This is a genomic window from Bacillus sp. LR_5 (assembly GCF_042709275.1).
The window spans coordinates 1-16326 of record NZ_JAVAXX010000141.1 but is presented as its reverse complement, the minus strand read 5'-3'; the positions used below and the strand labels follow the sequence as shown (position 1 = coordinate 16326).

The following is a 16326-nucleotide window of genomic DNA, read 5'->3' as shown; positions in this document are numbered from 1 at the left end:
TTGAAAAGCAAGGTGAAGCAACAATAGGGGCTTTGGCTGAATACTTGTCTGTCTCTCACAATACTGCGTCAGAGCATACTAAACGTTTAATTCAAAAGGGATTAGTAGCTAAACGGCGAAGTCAGCAAGATGAACGTAAGGTTTTAGTTTTCTTAACGCAAGAAGGAAGAGCTGTTCTTGAACAGCACACACAGCTAGATAAAGAAAAATTAAAAGAAATAATTAAACGAATGAGCACTTCAGAAAAGGAATTACTTGAACAGGCCTTTGAACTTTTAAGTAAGGAAGCTAAACAATGGCAGTTTTAAGCAAAGTGATCATCTCAGCGTTGATTATCGGTTTTGTTACTGAAATATCAAAAAGGCATCCGACCTATGGGGGGATTATTGCCGCTTTACCCTTGGTCAGCTTATTAAGCCTTTTTTGGATGCAAATACAGGGTGAAAAAACAGCTCAATTAAGTCAATTTGCATCAGGTGTGCTTACAGGAATCCCTGCTACAGTTTGTTTACTTGCTATTTTGGCGTTTTTGCTGAAAATTCATGTACCGTTCTGGTTAGCATTATGCGTTGGAATACTAGGATGGGTTGTATTTTTAGGGATGCAGAAGATTTTTCTCAATATATTATGTAACTGAGTGATAGAAAGGAGATACTATGTTTTTAAAAAAGGTTACTCTTCTTCGAGATAAGATTGCGGACTTTAACAGATTTCCTTTTTCTATCCCGGCTATCAATCAATTAAATGAAATTTTATTTACTAGCCAAGTGACTTTTTTTGTAGGAGAAAATGGATCTGGCAAATCTACTTTGCTTGAAGCAATAGCAAATAAGTGTGAATTCAATCCAGCGGGCGGAAGCCGAAATAATGTCTATGAATTACAGGAGTCAGATTCTCATTTAGGTGATTACATACGTTTATCTTGGCTGCCAAAGGTAACAAATGGCTTCTTTTTAAGAGCTGAATCGTTTTATCATCTTTCTCTTCATCTGGATGAGATGGAATTAGAAGCTCCGCAGCCATACCGTTCTTATGGAGGGAGGCCGCTGCACAAGCAATCACATGGAGAGTCCTTTATGTCTCTATTCTGTCATCGTTTTAAAGAAAAAGCGATTTATCTTTTAGATGAGCCAGAAGCGGCCCTTTCTCCAGCTAGGCAGCTGGCTTTTTTGAGAGTAATACATGATTTGGTGAAGGGCGGAAATGTCCAGATGATCATTGCGACTCACTCCCCGATCCTGCTGGGCTATCCTAATGCTAATATTTTAAGCTTTGATGGTGGAAGAATACATCCTACAGAATATGAGAATACAGAACATGTTCAATTAACACGATATTTTCTTGGACAAAGAGAAAAAATATTGGCTGAGCTGTTCCGCGATTAATATCGAGTTGATATGAAACGCGTTTCATAACCTATGATAGGTTTATCAAATATTTCAGGAGTGATAAACACTATGATCCACCAGCATCCAGAATCTTTTCCGAAACATTTTTTGTGGGGCTCTGCCTCAGCAGCGTACCAGATTGAAGGCGCTTGGAACGAAGATGGCAAAGGTCCTTCTGTATGGGACGTATTTACGAAAATACCGGGCAAAACGTTTAAAGGGACCAATGGCGATATTGCGGTTGACCATTATCACCGTTTTAAAGAAGATGTCGCTTTGATGGCTGAGATGGGCTTAAAAGCGTATCGATTTTCCGTCAGCTGGCCGCGGATTTTTCCAAAAGGAAAAGGGGAGATCAATGAAGCAGGCTTAGCTTTTTACGATAACCTGATTGACGAGTTGCTTTCTCATAACATCGAGCCGGTTCTGACTTTATATCATTGGGATTTGCCTCAGGCGCTTATGGACGAGTACAGCGGTTTTGAATCAAGAAATATCATAGAGGATTTTAATAACTACTGTATTACTCTTTATAAACGTTTTGGAGACAGAGTGAAATATTGGGTTACGTTAAACGAACAGAACTACAATTTTAATCACGGCTTTATTACAGCCATGCACCCACCTGGAGTGAAAGACAGAAAACGATTTTACGAAGCAAACCATATTGCGTTTCTGGCTAATGCGAAAGCCATTGAATCTTTTAGAGAATATGTGCCTGATGGCAAAATCGGTCCAAGCTTTGCTTATTCTCCGGCTTACCCTTTATCCAGCCATCCAGAGGATATACTGGCATTTGAAAACGCTGAAGAATTTATGAACAATTGGTGGCTGGACATGTATTGCTGGGGAACCTACCCGCAAATTCCTTTCCGCTATTTAGAAAAACAAGGCTGGGCGCCGACAATCGAAGCAGGAGATATGGAGCTGCTTGCCAAAGGAAAGCCTGATTTTGTAGGTGTCAATTATTATCAGACCATCACCTACGAACGAAATCCGCTTAATGGTGTGTCGGAAGGGAAAATGAATACGACAGGCCAAAAGGGGACCAACCAGGAAACAGGGATACCCGGAGTGTTTAAAACGAAAAAAAATCCGCACCTGACAACGAGCAACTGGGATTGGACAATTGACCCAATCGGATTGCGTATCGGTCTTCGCCGAATTACAAGCCGCTATCAGCTTCCAGTGTTTATCACAGAGAATGGTTTGGGTGAATTTGATAAAGTTGAGGATGGCACTGTACAGGATGATTATCGAATTGATTATTTGCATTCGCATCTTGAGCAATGCAGACAGGCCATCAGCGACGGTGTCGATTTGATCGGCTATTGCAGCTGGTCGTTTACTGATCTATTAAGCTGGCTGAATGGCTACCAAAAAAGATACGGATTCGTTTATGTTCATCGCGATGAAGAAAATACACATGATTTAAAACGCTTGAAGAAAAAAAGCTTTTATTGGTATCAGGATGTAATCAAGACGAACGGAGAAAGTTTATAAAGAGTCCCTGAGAGTCTTCTCTCAGGGCTTTTTCATTACACAGAAACAGCATCAATAATATAAGTGTCGGCGTGCAGATCTGACATCTCAGCCGGCACAGTCCAGCATGTCAATTGATAGTCTCCTTTAGGAAGATCAAAGGACAGCCTTTTAGACATAATGCTTTCAATTTCAATTCCGTTTTCTGTGACATGAAAAGGAACAGTCACTTTCTTTTCATAGGAGTTTACAGTTTCTGAACTGTTCAGGCGCAAAAGAATAAAGGCCTTTGTATTTCTCTGTGCCTCAAACGAAATCGCTCCGTCCGCCGCCGCGAATCCTTTTTCGATCGCTTCGTCAGTCCAATCCATAACAGGAGGTGCAGAATCCTTTTGAAATACAGTAAATTGATGATATGAAATCGACAGTTCTTGAGGTTTCCATGACTTGATCAATGTGCTGTTCCTCCTCTATTGTTTACTGAATCGTGAATAAAACCTTTGTGCCGTCTGGATAATCGGTAAGCTGATGCCCAACCCAAGAGCCTGCACCGCGGTTGTCAGCAGGAGAAATGTATTCTACAGAAGCTCCCTCACCGCCTTCTTTGCACATGGCCATTGGCCATTCATCTCTGTCATACCCCGTTTTTGGCGGTACGTCTTTTAATGATTGCTCGCGGCGTTCCTCAGCTCCGTCTCTGTCGATGGTGCACACATCTGAGTGCCCCTCATTTATCGCATCCTTAATATGTTTGGCCGTTTCGGGATAACGGTCAGAAGGGAGGGCGATCGTTTCGTCATATTCTTTCGTTTGAGACGCTTTTTGATCAGCTGAGAAAAAGTCTCCCTTTATCAGGCCGACAGCGGCAGCTGCTATGACGACGATGACGAGAAGTATTGTTTTTAAGATGTCCATCGTGATGTTCACCTCCCGCTTTAAGCAACTTTAAAACTGCTCCAAGAGTAATCCAGAAAGCGTTTGGTGTAAAGGTTAAAATTTTTAGTTTTACAATCAGTTTATTGCTGAAAACGTAATTTTAGCAGGTCGAAATATTTGTTTTCAGTAAAATACCGTTGCCAATTTACATTAATGATAGTAAGTCATCGGCCGTTTTTGGGTTGATCAATCATTTTAAATTGGCTTATGATACCGGTAAGCTCCTCAGCTAATTGAGATAGCGTTTCAGAAGCTGCAGTTATCTCTTCCATTGCAGCAAATTGTTCTTCTGTTAATGCAGCCGCCTGCCGGGTATTTTCTGTAGAATCTTTAATACCAGCCGTATTGGCTGCAAAGGATTCGTTTATGTTATGTGCACTGGATGAAATGTTTGATACAGATGCTGATAGATCACTGATCTCAGCGCTGATTTCGCCTGTTGCAGCTGCAATTTCCTTAAATGCATCTCTCGTGCGCTGGATCATGGTGACACCTTCTGCAGCCTCTGTTTTCACATGCTCAACAGATCTTGCAGATTGGTTCATATCATTTTGGATTTCTGTGATCAGTTTTGAAATCTGCCCCGCAGACTGTTGAGACTCTTCCGCTAATTTACGTACTTCATCGGCAACAACAGCAAAACCTTTGCCATGTTCACCGGCTCTGGCAGCTTCAATCGCTGCATTCAGCGCAAGCAGGTTTGTCTGATCGGCAATTTGGGTGATGACGGATAAAATTTGCTCAATTTGTTTAGAGCGGCCGTCCAGCTGGTGTATGATTTCTCCACTTTTCTGGATCGAATCGTGAATCGCATCCATTTGTGCCTGTACATTAGAAATTTCCTTTTGCCCAATGGCGGCTTTTGATTGCGCAAGCTGCCCTTTGTCAGCAATAGCAGCAGTATTTGAAGAAATATCCCGGATGTCTGCTGAAGCTTGTTTTAATGAACTTTCACTGTTTTCAATTCGCGTGATCTGATCCTGGGCTCCATTTGCAATCTGCTGTACAGCTTCTGTAATCTTTTCTGAAGCTTGATTTGTTTCCTCTGCTCCGGCTGAGAGCTGCTGAGAGGCAGACGCAAGCTGAAGGGCTGATTGCTGTACGGTTTGGATGGTATCGTTCAGTTTCATTCTCATCTTATTGTAATAGATGCTCAGTTCTGATAGCTCGTCACCGGATTTGTCTGACACTTCTATGGTCATATCTCCGTTTCCGGCACTTTCAAAGGCGCATTTTAAAGCGTTCAGCCGCTTATTGATTCTTCTTGTGAAAAGCAGGACAAGGATGACTGATGCAATAATGACGATAACAAGAACGATAGCGAATTGAGTGAAAAGTGATTGCGTAAGTGATGCTAAAATGCTTTGATTGGCTCCGGTATACAGCATGCCGATGATGTTTCCGTTTTGATCTTTTAAAGGCATGTATGCCGTCTGATAAGAAGAGCCCGCCACGTCTGCTTGCCCGTTGAATGGTTTTCCGTTCTTTAAAACAGCGTCAGTAACTTCAGAAGAAGCCTGAGTGCCAACAGCTCTTTCGCCATTTTTCATGACATTGGTTGCTACACGAGTATCTCCTTGGAAAATTGTAACGGTATCACCTGTTTTTTTGCCAAGCAGATCAACGATATCTTCATTTCCGTTGATTTGTGTTTGGCCTTTATAAAGCTTATTGTTTTTTACCTGCCATTCCCCTGAAATGACATCATCAATATAAGCACTGCTTAAAGCCAGATCGCCTTTCGCTTTTTCAGTCGCCATTTGTTTCATGCTGTCTGTAATTTCCTTAAGCATCAAAGTGCCGACTGACAGTGAAAACAAAAGAATAATCACGAAAACCAGGCAGAGAATTTTTGTTCCTAGCTTAAGCTTTAGTTGTTTTATCACCATAATTCCTCCTTTTTATGATTTGTAGGTCATATTACTTATCGGGTTTTTGAGTTTAAAGTTTGATTTTAGAAATAATAAAACCGGCCTGATCTCCAGGCCGGTTGTGTGACGCTATTCAAGGTTTGCGTGGTGGGTGAACATGGTATCAGAATCGAGCCCTTGTTTCTCCATGAGTTTTAAAATTACTGCATCATAGAACAGCAGCAAAGTTTGCTCAAATAATGACCCCATTGGCTGTATGGTTTTATAGCTTCCATTTGACTGGTCTTTAGGAGAACCGGGCATTTTGACGATGAGATCGGCTTGTTTTCCGATGCTTGATTCTGGATTGATGGTTAAAGCGGCAACAACCCCGTGTAAGCTTTTTGCTTTTGCTGCTGTATGGATCAGGCTCTTTGTCTCGCCTGATCCTGAGCCGATGATGACGAGATCTCCTTCGCTGAGCGGCGGAGTGAGAATCTCACCGACAATATGAGCGTTGAAGCCCATGTGCATCAATCGCATCGCGAAGGATTTTGCCATCAGGCCAGAACGCCCCGCACCCGCAGTGAAAATTTGATTGGATGAAAGAATGTGATCGGCAAGCTGATCAGCTTCTTCATCAGAAATATAAGCCGCTGAACGGTGTAACTCATTGAGAATTTCCGTTACGTATTCAGTCGTTTTCATAACGTTATCCTTGGGCAATAAGCTGTTTCATTTTTGAAGCCGTTTCTGCTTTATCGGCTGCGCTTGTAATTCCGCCCCCAACAATGACAAGGTCAGGCTTTTGTTTGATCACTTCAGGAAGTGTATCAAGTTTGATGCCCCCCGCAATTGCGGTTTTTGCGTTTTTTACGGTATTTTTGATTGTCGTTAATTCTTCGAAAGAGTTTTTGCCCTCTGCTTGAAGATCATATCCAGTGTGGACGCAGATGTAGTCAACACCGAGTGCGTCAATTTCTTTCGCACGGGATTCAATATCTTTTACGTTAATCATATCAACTAAGATTTTCTTCTTCTGTTTTTTGGCTTCTTCTACTGCGCCTTTAATCGTTGCGTCGTCTGTAGCGCCTAAAACGGTGATGATGTCAGCGCCCGCTTCCGACGCTTTCATGATTTCGTATCCGCCGGCATCCATGATTTTCAGGTCTGCTAGAACCTTCAATTGCGGAAATGTTTCTTTTATTTCTTTAACGGCTCTGAGGCCTTCATTAATGACAACCGGTGTTCCGATCTCAACCACGTCGATATATTGTTCCACTTCTTTGACGAGCTCGATGGCTTCCGGGATGTTTACGAGGTCTAATGCTAGCTGTAATTCCATTGTTGATCCACTCCCTTTTTCGAATTATTTTTCATTCTATAGGTTCCCTCTTTTGATGAGAAGTAGGCACTTTGAAGTCAACTAGTTACTTGGAGGATACTGTGAGGAGAGGCAATCAGATTTCTTTCGCTTGGTTTTATGAGTGAGTATAATAAAAAGGAGTCTGCAAAAAAAGTAAGTAAGTGATGATACGTATTTAACATACAAAAAGTATACTAAGGGGGGATTTCTTTTGAGCCGGATGGACGACAAAAGGTTTAATTGTGAGAAGGAATTAACGCTTGCAGTGATCGGCGGTAAATGGAAAATGCTCATTTTGTGGCATTTAGGAAAAGAAGGCACAAAACGGTTCAATGAATTAAAAACTTTGATTCCTGATATAACGCAGAAGATCCTCGTGAACCAGCTGAGAGAGCTTGAACAGGATATGATTGTTCACAGGGAAGTGTATCCGGTTGTCCCGCCGAAGGTTGAATATTCCTTGACCCCGCAAGGAGAAAGCCTCATGCCTATTCTTGATGCCATGTATGAGTGGGGGAAAGGCTATATGGAATTGATTGATATTGACAGAAATGTCATAAAGGAATCGTTGTAAGGCGCTCTTCGCAAGGGTGTCTTTTTTTTGCTTGTTTTTCGGTTTTTGCGCGGTAAATAGATGTCATGTAAAGATTGTAAATGGCTTCAACAATAAAGAGGATTAACTAGGTTGGACTGATTTGAAAATTTTTATTTTTCTGTAAATAATGTTTAGTGGAAATTATTGCGGCATCCCGCAAAAATATCCCAGTAAATAAACTGGAATCTTTCGGTATCCCGCATGAAACTTTTCACCCATTTTTCGGTGATAAAAACATTTTTTTCATTTAAAGTGAACGGTAGCAAGGTAAAAAATATTGAAAACAATGAATAAATAGCCAAATTTGTTTCCTGTTGGGATGAGGGATCTTGCGGTCTTTATCCGCTTATGTTAAACGCCGCAATGATGATGGCAGCCCGTTTTGATAGCGGCAATCTGTTTTTTTATTTGGATGCACTGCTTTTTAAGTGTAGTACTTTGGGCTTTTTTGGCTTTTAGTTCATAAGGATTAAAAGTTTTATGGATAAGAAAGGGAAAACACGCTGCACATGTTCACTGCTTATTGAAGATTAGGGGAGGTATGACAATATGGAAATAACTTTTTATCCTTTAACGGATGCACAAAAACGAATTTGGTATACAGAAAAATTTTATCCTCACACTAGTATTTCGAATCTTGCGGGGATTGGTAAGCTGGTTTCAACTGATAAGGTTGACTGGGTGCTTGTTGAGCAGGCGATTCAAGAGTTTATCCGCAGAAATGATGCCATGCGCCTTCGTTTGCGGCTCGATGAAAACGGGGAGCCTGTTCAATATATAAGCGAGTATCGGCCTGTTGATATAAAACATACTGACACCACTGAAGATCCGAATGCGATTGAGTCTATTTCACAATGGAGCCGGGAGGAAACGAAAAAACCTTTACCGCTGTACGATTGTGACTTATTCCGTTTTTCCATATTCACCATAAAGGAAAATGAAGTGTGGTTTTACGCAAATGTTCATCACGTGATTTCTGATGGAATCTCTATGAATATTCTCGGAAATGCGATTATGCACATTTATTTAGAATTAGCCGGCGGCTCAGAAACAAAAGAAGGAATCTCGCATTCATTTATCGATCATGTTTTATCTGAACAGGACTATGCTCAATCGAAGCGGTTTGAAAAGGATAAGGCGTTTTGGAACAAGCAATTCGAATCGGTGCCTGAACTTGTTTCCCTGAAACGAAATACTTCCGCAGGAGGAAGTTTAGATGCTGAGAGGTTCTCTAAGGATGTGCCTGAAGCGCTTCATCAGCAGATCCTATCGTTTTGTGAGGCGAACAAGGTCAGTGTTCTTTCGGTGTTTCAATCGGTGCTTGCTGCCTATTTGTACAGAATCAGTGGCCAGAATGATGTCGTGACGGGAACCTTTATGGGCAACCGGACAAATGCGAAAGAGAAGCAGATGTTTGGCATGTTTGTTTCGACAGTGCCGCTTCGTACAAACGTAGACGGCGGCCAGTCGTTTTTAGATTTTGTCAAAGACCGGATGAAGGATCTCATGAAGACGCTTCGTCACCAAAAGTATCCGTATAACCTCCTGATCAACGATTTACGTGAAACAAAGAGCTCTCTGACCAAGCTGTTTACGGTTTCTCTTGAATATCAGGTGATGCAGTGGCAGAAAGAAGAGGATCTTGCCTTTTTGACTGAGCCGATTTTCAGCGGCAGCGGATTAAATGATGTCTCGATTCATGTAAAGGATCGATGGGATACTGGAAAACTCACCATTGATTTTGATTACCGAACTGATTTATTTTCACGTGAAGAAATCAAAATTGTTTGTGAACGCATGATTACGATGCTGGAGAACGCGTTATCGCATCCAGATGATGCAATTGATGAATTGACGCTGATTGCTGAAGCGGAGAAAGAGAAGCTGCTTGCGAGGGCCGGCGGTGAATCTGTCAGCTATCGTAAGGATATGACGATTCCAGAGTTGTTCCAAGAACAGGCTGAGCAACTTTCTGATTATCCAGCGGTTGTATTTGAAGATCGCACATTGTCCTATCAAACGTTACATGAACAATCTGCACGCATCGCCAATGTGCTGAAACAGAAAGGAGTTGGCCCGGACAGTCCTGTCGCGGTTCTAATCGAACGCTCTGAACGGATGATTACGTCTATCATGGGGATTTTAAAAGCCGGCGGGGCATATGTGCCGATTGATCCCGCTTTTCCGGCGGAGCGCATTCAATATATTTTAGAGGACTGCGGTGCGGACTTCATCCTGACTGAATCGAAGGTTGCGGCTCCTGCAGCCGATGCGGAACTGATTGATTTTGATCAGGCGATTGCGGAAGGTGCAGACGAAAGCCTGAATGCAGGTGTGAACGCACGGAACCTTGCCTACATTATTTACACATCGGGAACAACCGGACGTCCGAAAGGTGTTATGATCGAGCATCGCCAGGTTCAACACTTGGTTGAATCTTTGCAGCAGACGATTTATCAAAGCAGTAGCCAAACACTGCGGATGGCATTGCTTGCGCCGTTCCACTTTGATGCGTCAGTGAAGCAGATTTTCGCGTCGCTTCTTTTGGGACAAACCCTTTATATCGTACCTAAGAAAACAGTGACAAACGGATCTGCCCTTGCTGCATATTATCGCAGGCACAGCATTGAAGCGACGGACGGAACACCTGCCCACCTGCAAATGCTGATCGCGGCGGGCGATTTTGAAGGCCTTAAGCTGAAGCATATGCTGATCGGAGGAGAGGGCCTATCGTCTGTTGTTGCGGACAAGCTGCTGAAGCTGTTTAAAGAAGCAGGCACAGCACCGCGTTTGACCAATGTATACGGGCCGACTGAAACGTGTGTTGACGCGTCCGTTCATCCGGTTATCCCAGAGAGTGCCGTTCAATCAGCATATGTGCCAATCGGGAAAGCGCTGGGGAATAACCGCTTATATATTTTGGATCAAAAAGGCAGGCTGCAGCCGGAAGGCGTGGCTGGCGAGCTTTATATCGCAGGTGACGGTGTTGGCCGAGGCTATTTACATTTGCCTGAATTGACGGCTGAGAAGTTTTTACAAGATCCATTTGTGCCAAGCGATCGCATGTACCGGACCGGAGACGTGGTGCGCTGGCTGCCAGATGGAACAATCGAATATTTAGGCAGAGAGGATGACCAGGTCAAAGTCCGCGGATACCGGATTGAGCTTGGAGAAATTGAAGCCGTGATTCAGCAGGCGCCAGACGTTATGAAAGCCGTTGTTTTGGCACGTCCTGATGAAGAGGGAAATCTTGAGGTTTGCGCATATGTTGTACAGAAGACTGGCAGTGAATTTACTCCGGCCAGCCTGCGGGAGCATGCGGCCAGACAGCTTCCAGACTATATGGTGCCGGCTTACTTTACAGAAGTGACCGAAATTCCGCTCACGCCAAGCGGTAAAGTGGACCGCCGCAAGCTGTTTGCATTAGAGGTGAAGGCGGTCAGCGGAACGGCCTATACCGCGCCGCGCAATGATACGGAAAAAGCAATCGCAGCCATTTGGCAGGACGTGCTGAATGTTGAGAAGGCGGGGATCTTTGACAATTTCTTTGAAACGGGCGGACACTCATTGAAGGCCATGACGCTTTTAACAAAGATTCATAAGGAAACAGGCGCTGACATTCCGCTTCAATACTTGTTTGAGCATCCGACGATTGCGGCTCTTGCGGAGGAAGCCAAACACAGAGAAATCCGGGAATTTGCAGCGATTGAACCTGCTGAAAAACAGGAGCATTACCCGCTTTCCTTGGCACAGCAGCGAACATATATCGTCAGCCAGTTCGAGGATGCGGGTGTTGGGTACAACATGCCAGCGGCAGCGATTTTGGAAGGGCCTTTAGAGATTCAAAAGCTGGAGCACGCATTTCAAGGGTTAATCCGCCGCCACGAGTCTTTGAGAACGTCATTTATTCTTGAAAACAGTACGCCGAGACAGAAAATTCATGACAGCGTCGATTTCAACATCGAGATGATTGAAAGAGGCGGCCGCTCAGATGAGGCAATTATGACTTCATTCGTCCGGAGATTTGATTTGGCGAAAGCACCGCTGTTCAGAATCGGCTTGATGGAGCTTGAAGAGAACCGTCATATGCTTCTGTTTGACATGCATCATTTGATTTCTGACGGTGTGTCCATCGGCATTATTTTGGAGGAGTTAGCACGGATATACAAAGGCGAACAGCTTCCTGAGCTTCGTCTTCAATATAAGGATTACGCTGTGTGGCAAAGCGGCCAGGCTGCTGAAGGGTACCAGAAGGACCGGGCGTATTGGAAGGAAGCCTTTGCGGGTGAGCTTCCGGTGCTTCAGCTTCTGTCCGATTACCCGAGACCGCCTGTTCAAAGTTTTGATGGAGATCGGGTATCAATCAAGCTGGATGCGGGATTAAAGGATCGTTTAAATCGTTTGGCTGAACAAAATGGCGCCACGCTGTATATGGTGATGCTGTCCGCTTACTATACGCTTTTGTCAAAGTATACGGGACAGGATGACATCATTGTCGGCACACCGTCTGCGGGCAGAAACCACTCCGATACAGAGGGTATTGTCGGGATGTTCGTCAATACGCTCGCGATTCGCAGTGAAGTGAAGCAGGACGAGACGTTTACCCATTTGATCACCCGTGTCCGCAAACAGGTGCTGGATGCCTTTTCTCATCAGGACTATCCGTTTGAGTGGCTTGTTGAAGATTTGAACATTCCGCGTGATGTAAGCAGACATCCGCTGTTTGACACGATGTTTAGTCTTCAAAATGCGACAGAGGGTATTCCGGCTGTCGGCGATCTGTCCGTGTCTGTTCATGAGACCAACTTCAAGATTGCCAAATTTGATTTAACGATACAGGCGAGAGAGACCGATGTAGGCATTGAACTTGATTTGGACTACAGCACGAAGCTGTTTAAACAAAGCACGGCTGACAGGCTGCTCAACCATTTTGCGCGTTTGCTTGAAGATGCTGCGGCTGAGCCTGAGAAACAGATTTCTGAGTACAAGCTTCTTTCTGAAGAGGAGGCTGCATCGCAAATTCAGCAGTTTAACCCGGGCAGAACACCTTATCCGAAAGATAAAACGATTGTTCAGCTGTTTGAAGAGCAAGCGGCGAAAACGCCAGACCATCCGGCACTTCAATATGAAGGCAAATCACTTACCTATCATGAGCTGAATGAACGGGCCAATCGTTTAGCGCGCGGCATTCTTTCTCTCGGGGCAGGCGAAGGCAGAACAGCGGCTGTCTTGTGCGAGCGGTCAATGGACATGATTGTGTCGATCCTCGCAGTTTTAAAAGCTGGCTCGGCTTATGTTCCGATTGATCCGGAACATCCGATTCAGCGGATGCAGCATTTCTTCCGTGACAGCGGAGCAAAGGTGCTTCTCACGCAGAAAAAATTAAAGGCCTTAGCAGAAAAAGCGGAATTCGACGGCGTTATCGTGCTTGCAGATGAGGAAGAAAGCTATCATGCCGATGCGCAAAATCTCGCACTGCCTCTTCATTCAGCGGCGATGGCCAACCTGACGTATACTTCCGGAACGACAGGAACACCAAAGGGAAATATCGTGACACATGCCAATATTCTGCGCACGGTGAAGGTTACGAATTATCTCAACATTACAGAACAGGATACGATTCTCGGACTTTCCAATTACGTGTTTGACGCGTTTATGTTTGATATGTTCGGTTCTTTGTTAAACGGTGCCAAGCTTGTACTGATACCGAAAGAAACAGTTTTGGATATGGCTCGCCTGTCTCGCGTTATTGAGCGGGAGAACATCAGCATTCTTATGATTACAACTGCTTTGTTCCACCTGCTTGTGGACTTGAATCCGGCGTGCTTGTCAACGCTGCGCAAGATTATGTTCGGTGGGGAGCGGGCTTCGGTCGAGCATGTAAGAAAAGCTTTGCAAATTGTCGGAAAAGGCAAGCTCCTTCACATGTACGGGCCGTCTGAAAGCACGGTTTTCGCGACGTATCATCCGGTTGATGAATTGGAGGAGCATACGCTGTCTGTTCCGATTGGAAAACCGGTCAGCAATACGGAAGTATACATCCTTGACCGGGCGGGACACGTGCAGCCTGCCGGGATCGCCGGGGAGCTATGCGTCAGCGGCGAAGGGCTCGTGAAAGGATATTACAACCGTCCTGAACTGACTGAGGAGAAATTCGTTCCGCATCCGTTTACATCCGGCGAACGCATGTATAAAACGGGTGACCTCGCCAGATGGCTGCCGAGTGGCGACATCGAATTTATCGGGCGGATCGACCATCAGGTGAAAATCCGCGGACAGCGCATCGAGCTGGGAGAAATCGAACATCAGCTGCAAACCCATGACCGCGTTCAGGAGACTGTTGTGCTTGCTGTTGATCAAGGAGCGGGAGACAAGCTGCTCTGCGCGTACTTTGTCGGAGAGGGAGAAATCTCATCTCAAGAGCTGAGAGAACATGCGGCAAAGGACCTGCCCGCTTATATGGTTCCTGCGGTGTTTATCCAAATGGACGAGCTGCCGCTGACCGGGAACGGAAAAATCGACCGGAGAGCGCTGCCGCTTCCTGATGCCAGCGTCTCAAGAGGTGTTTCATATGTTGCGCCTCGCAATGAAACGGAACAAAAACTCGCAGACATTTGGGCGCAGGTGCTTCAGGTTCAACAGGTCGGCGTTTATGACCACTTCTTTGACATCGGCGGACATTCATTAGCAGGCATGAAGATGCTTGCCTTAGTTCATCAGGAACTGGGTGTTGAGCTGTCACTCAAAGATCTCTTCCAGTCACCTACGGTTGAGGGCCTAGCACAGGTAATTGCCTCTGCTGAAAAAGGGACAGCCATCAGCATCAGCCCGGCTAAGAAACAAGATTCGTATCCTGTTTCCTCACCGCAAAAACGGATGTACGTGCTCCAGCAGCTTGAAGGAGCGCAAACGAGCTATAACATGCCGGCGGTTCTGCGCCTTACAGGTGAGCTTGATGTTGAAAGGCTTAACAGCGTCATGCAGCAGTTAATGCAGCGCCATGAAGCCTTTAGAACCACGTTTGAAATAAAAGATGGAGAAACGGTGCAGCGGATCTGGGAAGAAGCTGATTGTGAGATGGCATATTTCGAAGCCGCAGAAGAAGAGACAGAGCGGATCGTTTCTGAGTTTATCAGGCCTTTCAAAATTGATCGGCTCCCGCTGTTCAGAATGGGTCTGATCAAGCATTCAGACACTGAGCATGTGCTGCTGTTCGATATGCATCATATTATTTCTGATGGTGCGTCTGTCGGTGTGCTGATTGAGGAACTTTCGAAGCTGTACGACGGAGAAACCCTTGAGCCGCTCCGCATTCAATATAAGGATTATGCCGTGTGGCAGCAGCAGTTCATTCAGTCTGAGCTTTACAAGAAACAAGAGGAGCATTGGCTGAAGGAGCTGGACGGAGAGTTGCCGGTGCTGACGTTACCGACTGACTATAGCCGGCCTGCGGTTCAAACATTTGAGGGAGACCGCATTGCATTTTCATTAGAAGCAGGAAAAGCTGATGCTCTGCGCAGACTAGCAAAAGAAACGGATTCAACACTGTACATGGTGCTTCTGGCTTCATACAGTGCGTTTTTATCAAAACTGAGCGGACAACACGATATCATCGTCGGTTCACCGGTAGCCGGACGATCCCAAGCTGACGTCAGCCGCGTCATCGGAATGTTCGTCAATACGTTGGCGCTGCGAACGTATCCGAAAGGTGAAAAGACGTTTGCTGACTATCTTAGCGAAGTGAAAGAAACCGCGCTCAATGCTTTTGAAGCGCAGGATTATCCGCTTGAGGACCTGATCGGAAACGTACAGGTTCAGCGTGACACGAGCAGAAATCCGTTATTCGACGCAGTATTTTCGATGCAAAATGCGAATATCAAGGATCTAACGATGAAAGGGATTCAGCTGGAGCCGCATCCGTTTGAACGGAAAACGGCCAAGTTTGACATCACACTGACGGCTGACGAAACGGACGGAGGGCTTACGTTCGTACTTGAATACAATACAGCGCTGTTTAAACCTGAAACAATCGAACGATGGAAGCAATACTGGATGCAGCTTCTAGATGCAGTCACCGGCAATCCGAACCAGCCGCTTTCCAGCCTATCACTTGTCACTGAAACAGAAAAACAAACGCTTCTAGACGCATGGAAGGGCAAAACGCTGCCTGTGCCGACAGACAAAACCGTTCATCAGCTAATCGAAGAGACTGCCCAGCACCACAAAGACCGCCCGGCTGTTACATATAACGGCCAGTCGTGGACGTACGGGGAGCTGAATGCGAAGGCGAATCGTCTTGCCCGGATTCTGATCGACTGCGGTATCAGCCCGGATGAGCGCGTCGGCGTTCTCACGAAGCCGTCGCTGGAAATGTCCGCCGCGGTGCTCGGCGTCTTAAAGGCGGGAGCGGCGTTTGTGCCGATTGATCCTGACTATCCGGATCAGCGGATTGACTATATTTTACAAGACAGCGGTGCGAAGCTTCTCTTGAAACAGGAAGGCATCGCAGTGCCGGACAGCTATACGGGAGAGGTCATTCTTCTTGATGGCAACCGTACGATTCTGAGCCTGCCGCTTGATGAAAACGATGAGGAAAATCCAGAGACGGATACAAACGCGGAGAACCTGGCGTACATGATTTACACGTCTGGAACGACCGGACAGCCGAAGGGTGTCATGGTTGAGCACCATGCGCTTGTGAACCTGTGT

The 16326-nt window shown here is 45.3% G+C and carries 11 protein-coding genes; 6 read left to right on the top strand and 5 right to left on the bottom strand.

Features of this window, described 5'->3' with window-relative positions; translation table 11 throughout:
* From RAC86_RS22995 to bglC, 4 genes are all read left to right on the top strand, one after another.
* The coding region (locus RAC86_RS22995) for a MarR family winged helix-turn-helix transcriptional regulator (protein WP_377886057.1) at positions 1-308 on the top strand (308 nt) is incomplete at its 5' end.
* Positions 296-637, top strand: coding sequence for a DUF3147 family protein (locus RAC86_RS22990; protein WP_072565725.1), 342 nt, complete (start codon positions 296-298; stop codon positions 635-637). The genes RAC86_RS22995 and RAC86_RS22990, both read left to right, overlap by 13 nt.
* Before the next feature lie 19 nt (positions 638-656).
* Positions 657-1385 (top strand): AAA family ATPase, encoded by a 729-nt coding sequence (locus tag RAC86_RS22985; RefSeq protein WP_014112611.1) that lies wholly within the window; start codon positions 657-659, stop codon positions 1383-1385.
* A 72-nt stretch (positions 1386-1457) separates the two neighbouring features.
* Positions 1458-2891 carry a 6-phospho-beta-glucosidase gene (gene bglC / locus RAC86_RS22980; RefSeq protein WP_087987932.1) on the top strand — a complete coding sequence of 478 codons (1434 nt, stop codon included), beginning with the start codon at positions 1458-1460 and terminating at the stop codon, positions 2889-2891.
* A gap of 35 nt (positions 2892-2926) precedes the next feature.
* On the opposite strand, the gene nin is transcribed toward bglC, so the two are convergent.
* The 5 genes from nin to hxlA all read right to left on the bottom strand — a co-directional run bounded on the left by nin (position 2927) and on the right by hxlA (position 7001).
* Entirely contained in the window at positions 2927-3325 is a 399-nt protein-coding gene (gene nin / locus RAC86_RS22975) for a DNA-entry nuclease inhibitor (RefSeq protein ID WP_072565726.1), read from the bottom strand.
* A gap of 22 nt (positions 3326-3347) precedes the next feature.
* Positions 3348-3797 (bottom strand): DNA-entry nuclease, encoded by a 450-nt coding sequence (gene nucA, locus RAC86_RS22970; protein ID WP_133058581.1) that lies wholly within the window; start codon positions 3795-3797, stop codon positions 3348-3350.
* A gap of 173 nt (positions 3798-3970) precedes the next feature.
* On the bottom strand, positions 3971-5695 hold the full coding sequence (tlpC, locus tag RAC86_RS22965) for a methyl-accepting chemotaxis protein TlpC (RefSeq protein WP_072565727.1): 1725 nt from the start codon (positions 5693-5695) through the stop codon (positions 3971-3973).
* 111 nt (positions 5696-5806) lie between these two features.
* On the bottom strand, positions 5807-6364 hold the full coding sequence (gene hxlB, locus RAC86_RS22960; protein ID WP_014112616.1) for a 6-phospho-3-hexuloisomerase: 558 nt from the start codon (positions 6362-6364) through the stop codon (positions 5807-5809).
* A gap of 4 nt (positions 6365-6368) precedes the next feature.
* Positions 6369-7001, bottom strand: a complete 633-nt coding sequence (gene hxlA, locus RAC86_RS22955; protein ID WP_014112617.1) for a 3-hexulose-6-phosphate synthase — start codon at positions 6999-7001, stop codon at positions 6369-6371.
* 232 nt (positions 7002-7233) lie between these two features.
* On the opposite strand from hxlA, the gene hxlR reads away from it, so the two are divergent.
* Positions 7234-7596 (top strand): transcriptional activator HxlR, encoded by a 363-nt coding sequence (gene hxlR / locus RAC86_RS22950; protein ID WP_014112618.1) that lies wholly within the window; start codon positions 7234-7236, stop codon positions 7594-7596.
* A 570-nt stretch (positions 7597-8166) separates the two neighbouring features.
* Positions 8167-16326: surfactin non-ribosomal peptide synthetase SrfAA (srfAA, locus tag RAC86_RS22945; protein ID WP_377886056.1), on the top strand; the 8160-nt coding region annotated here is incomplete at its 3' end.

Bases quoted from the DNA above. Each gene is read 5' to 3' on its own strand.
- RAC86_RS22990 (WP_072565725.1), top strand. From the start codon at position 296: ATGGCAGTTTTAAGCAAAGTGATCATCTCAGCGTTGATTATCGGTTTT.
- RAC86_RS22985 (WP_014112611.1), top strand. From the start codon at position 657: ATGTTTTTAAAAAAGGTTACTCTTCTTCGAGATAAGATTGCGGACTTT.
- bglC (WP_087987932.1), top strand. From the start codon at position 1,458: ATGATCCACCAGCATCCAGAATCTTTTCCGAAACATTTTTTGTGGGGC.
- tlpC (WP_072565727.1), bottom strand. From the start codon at position 5,695: ATGGTGATAAAACAACTAAAGCTTAAGCTAGGAACAAAAATTCTCTGC.
- hxlB (WP_014112616.1), bottom strand. From the start codon at position 6,364: ATGAAAACGACTGAATACGTAACGGAAATTCTCAATGAGTTACACCGT.
- hxlA (WP_014112617.1), bottom strand. From the start codon at position 7,001: ATGGAATTACAGCTAGCATTAGACCTCGTAAACATCCCGGAAGCCATC.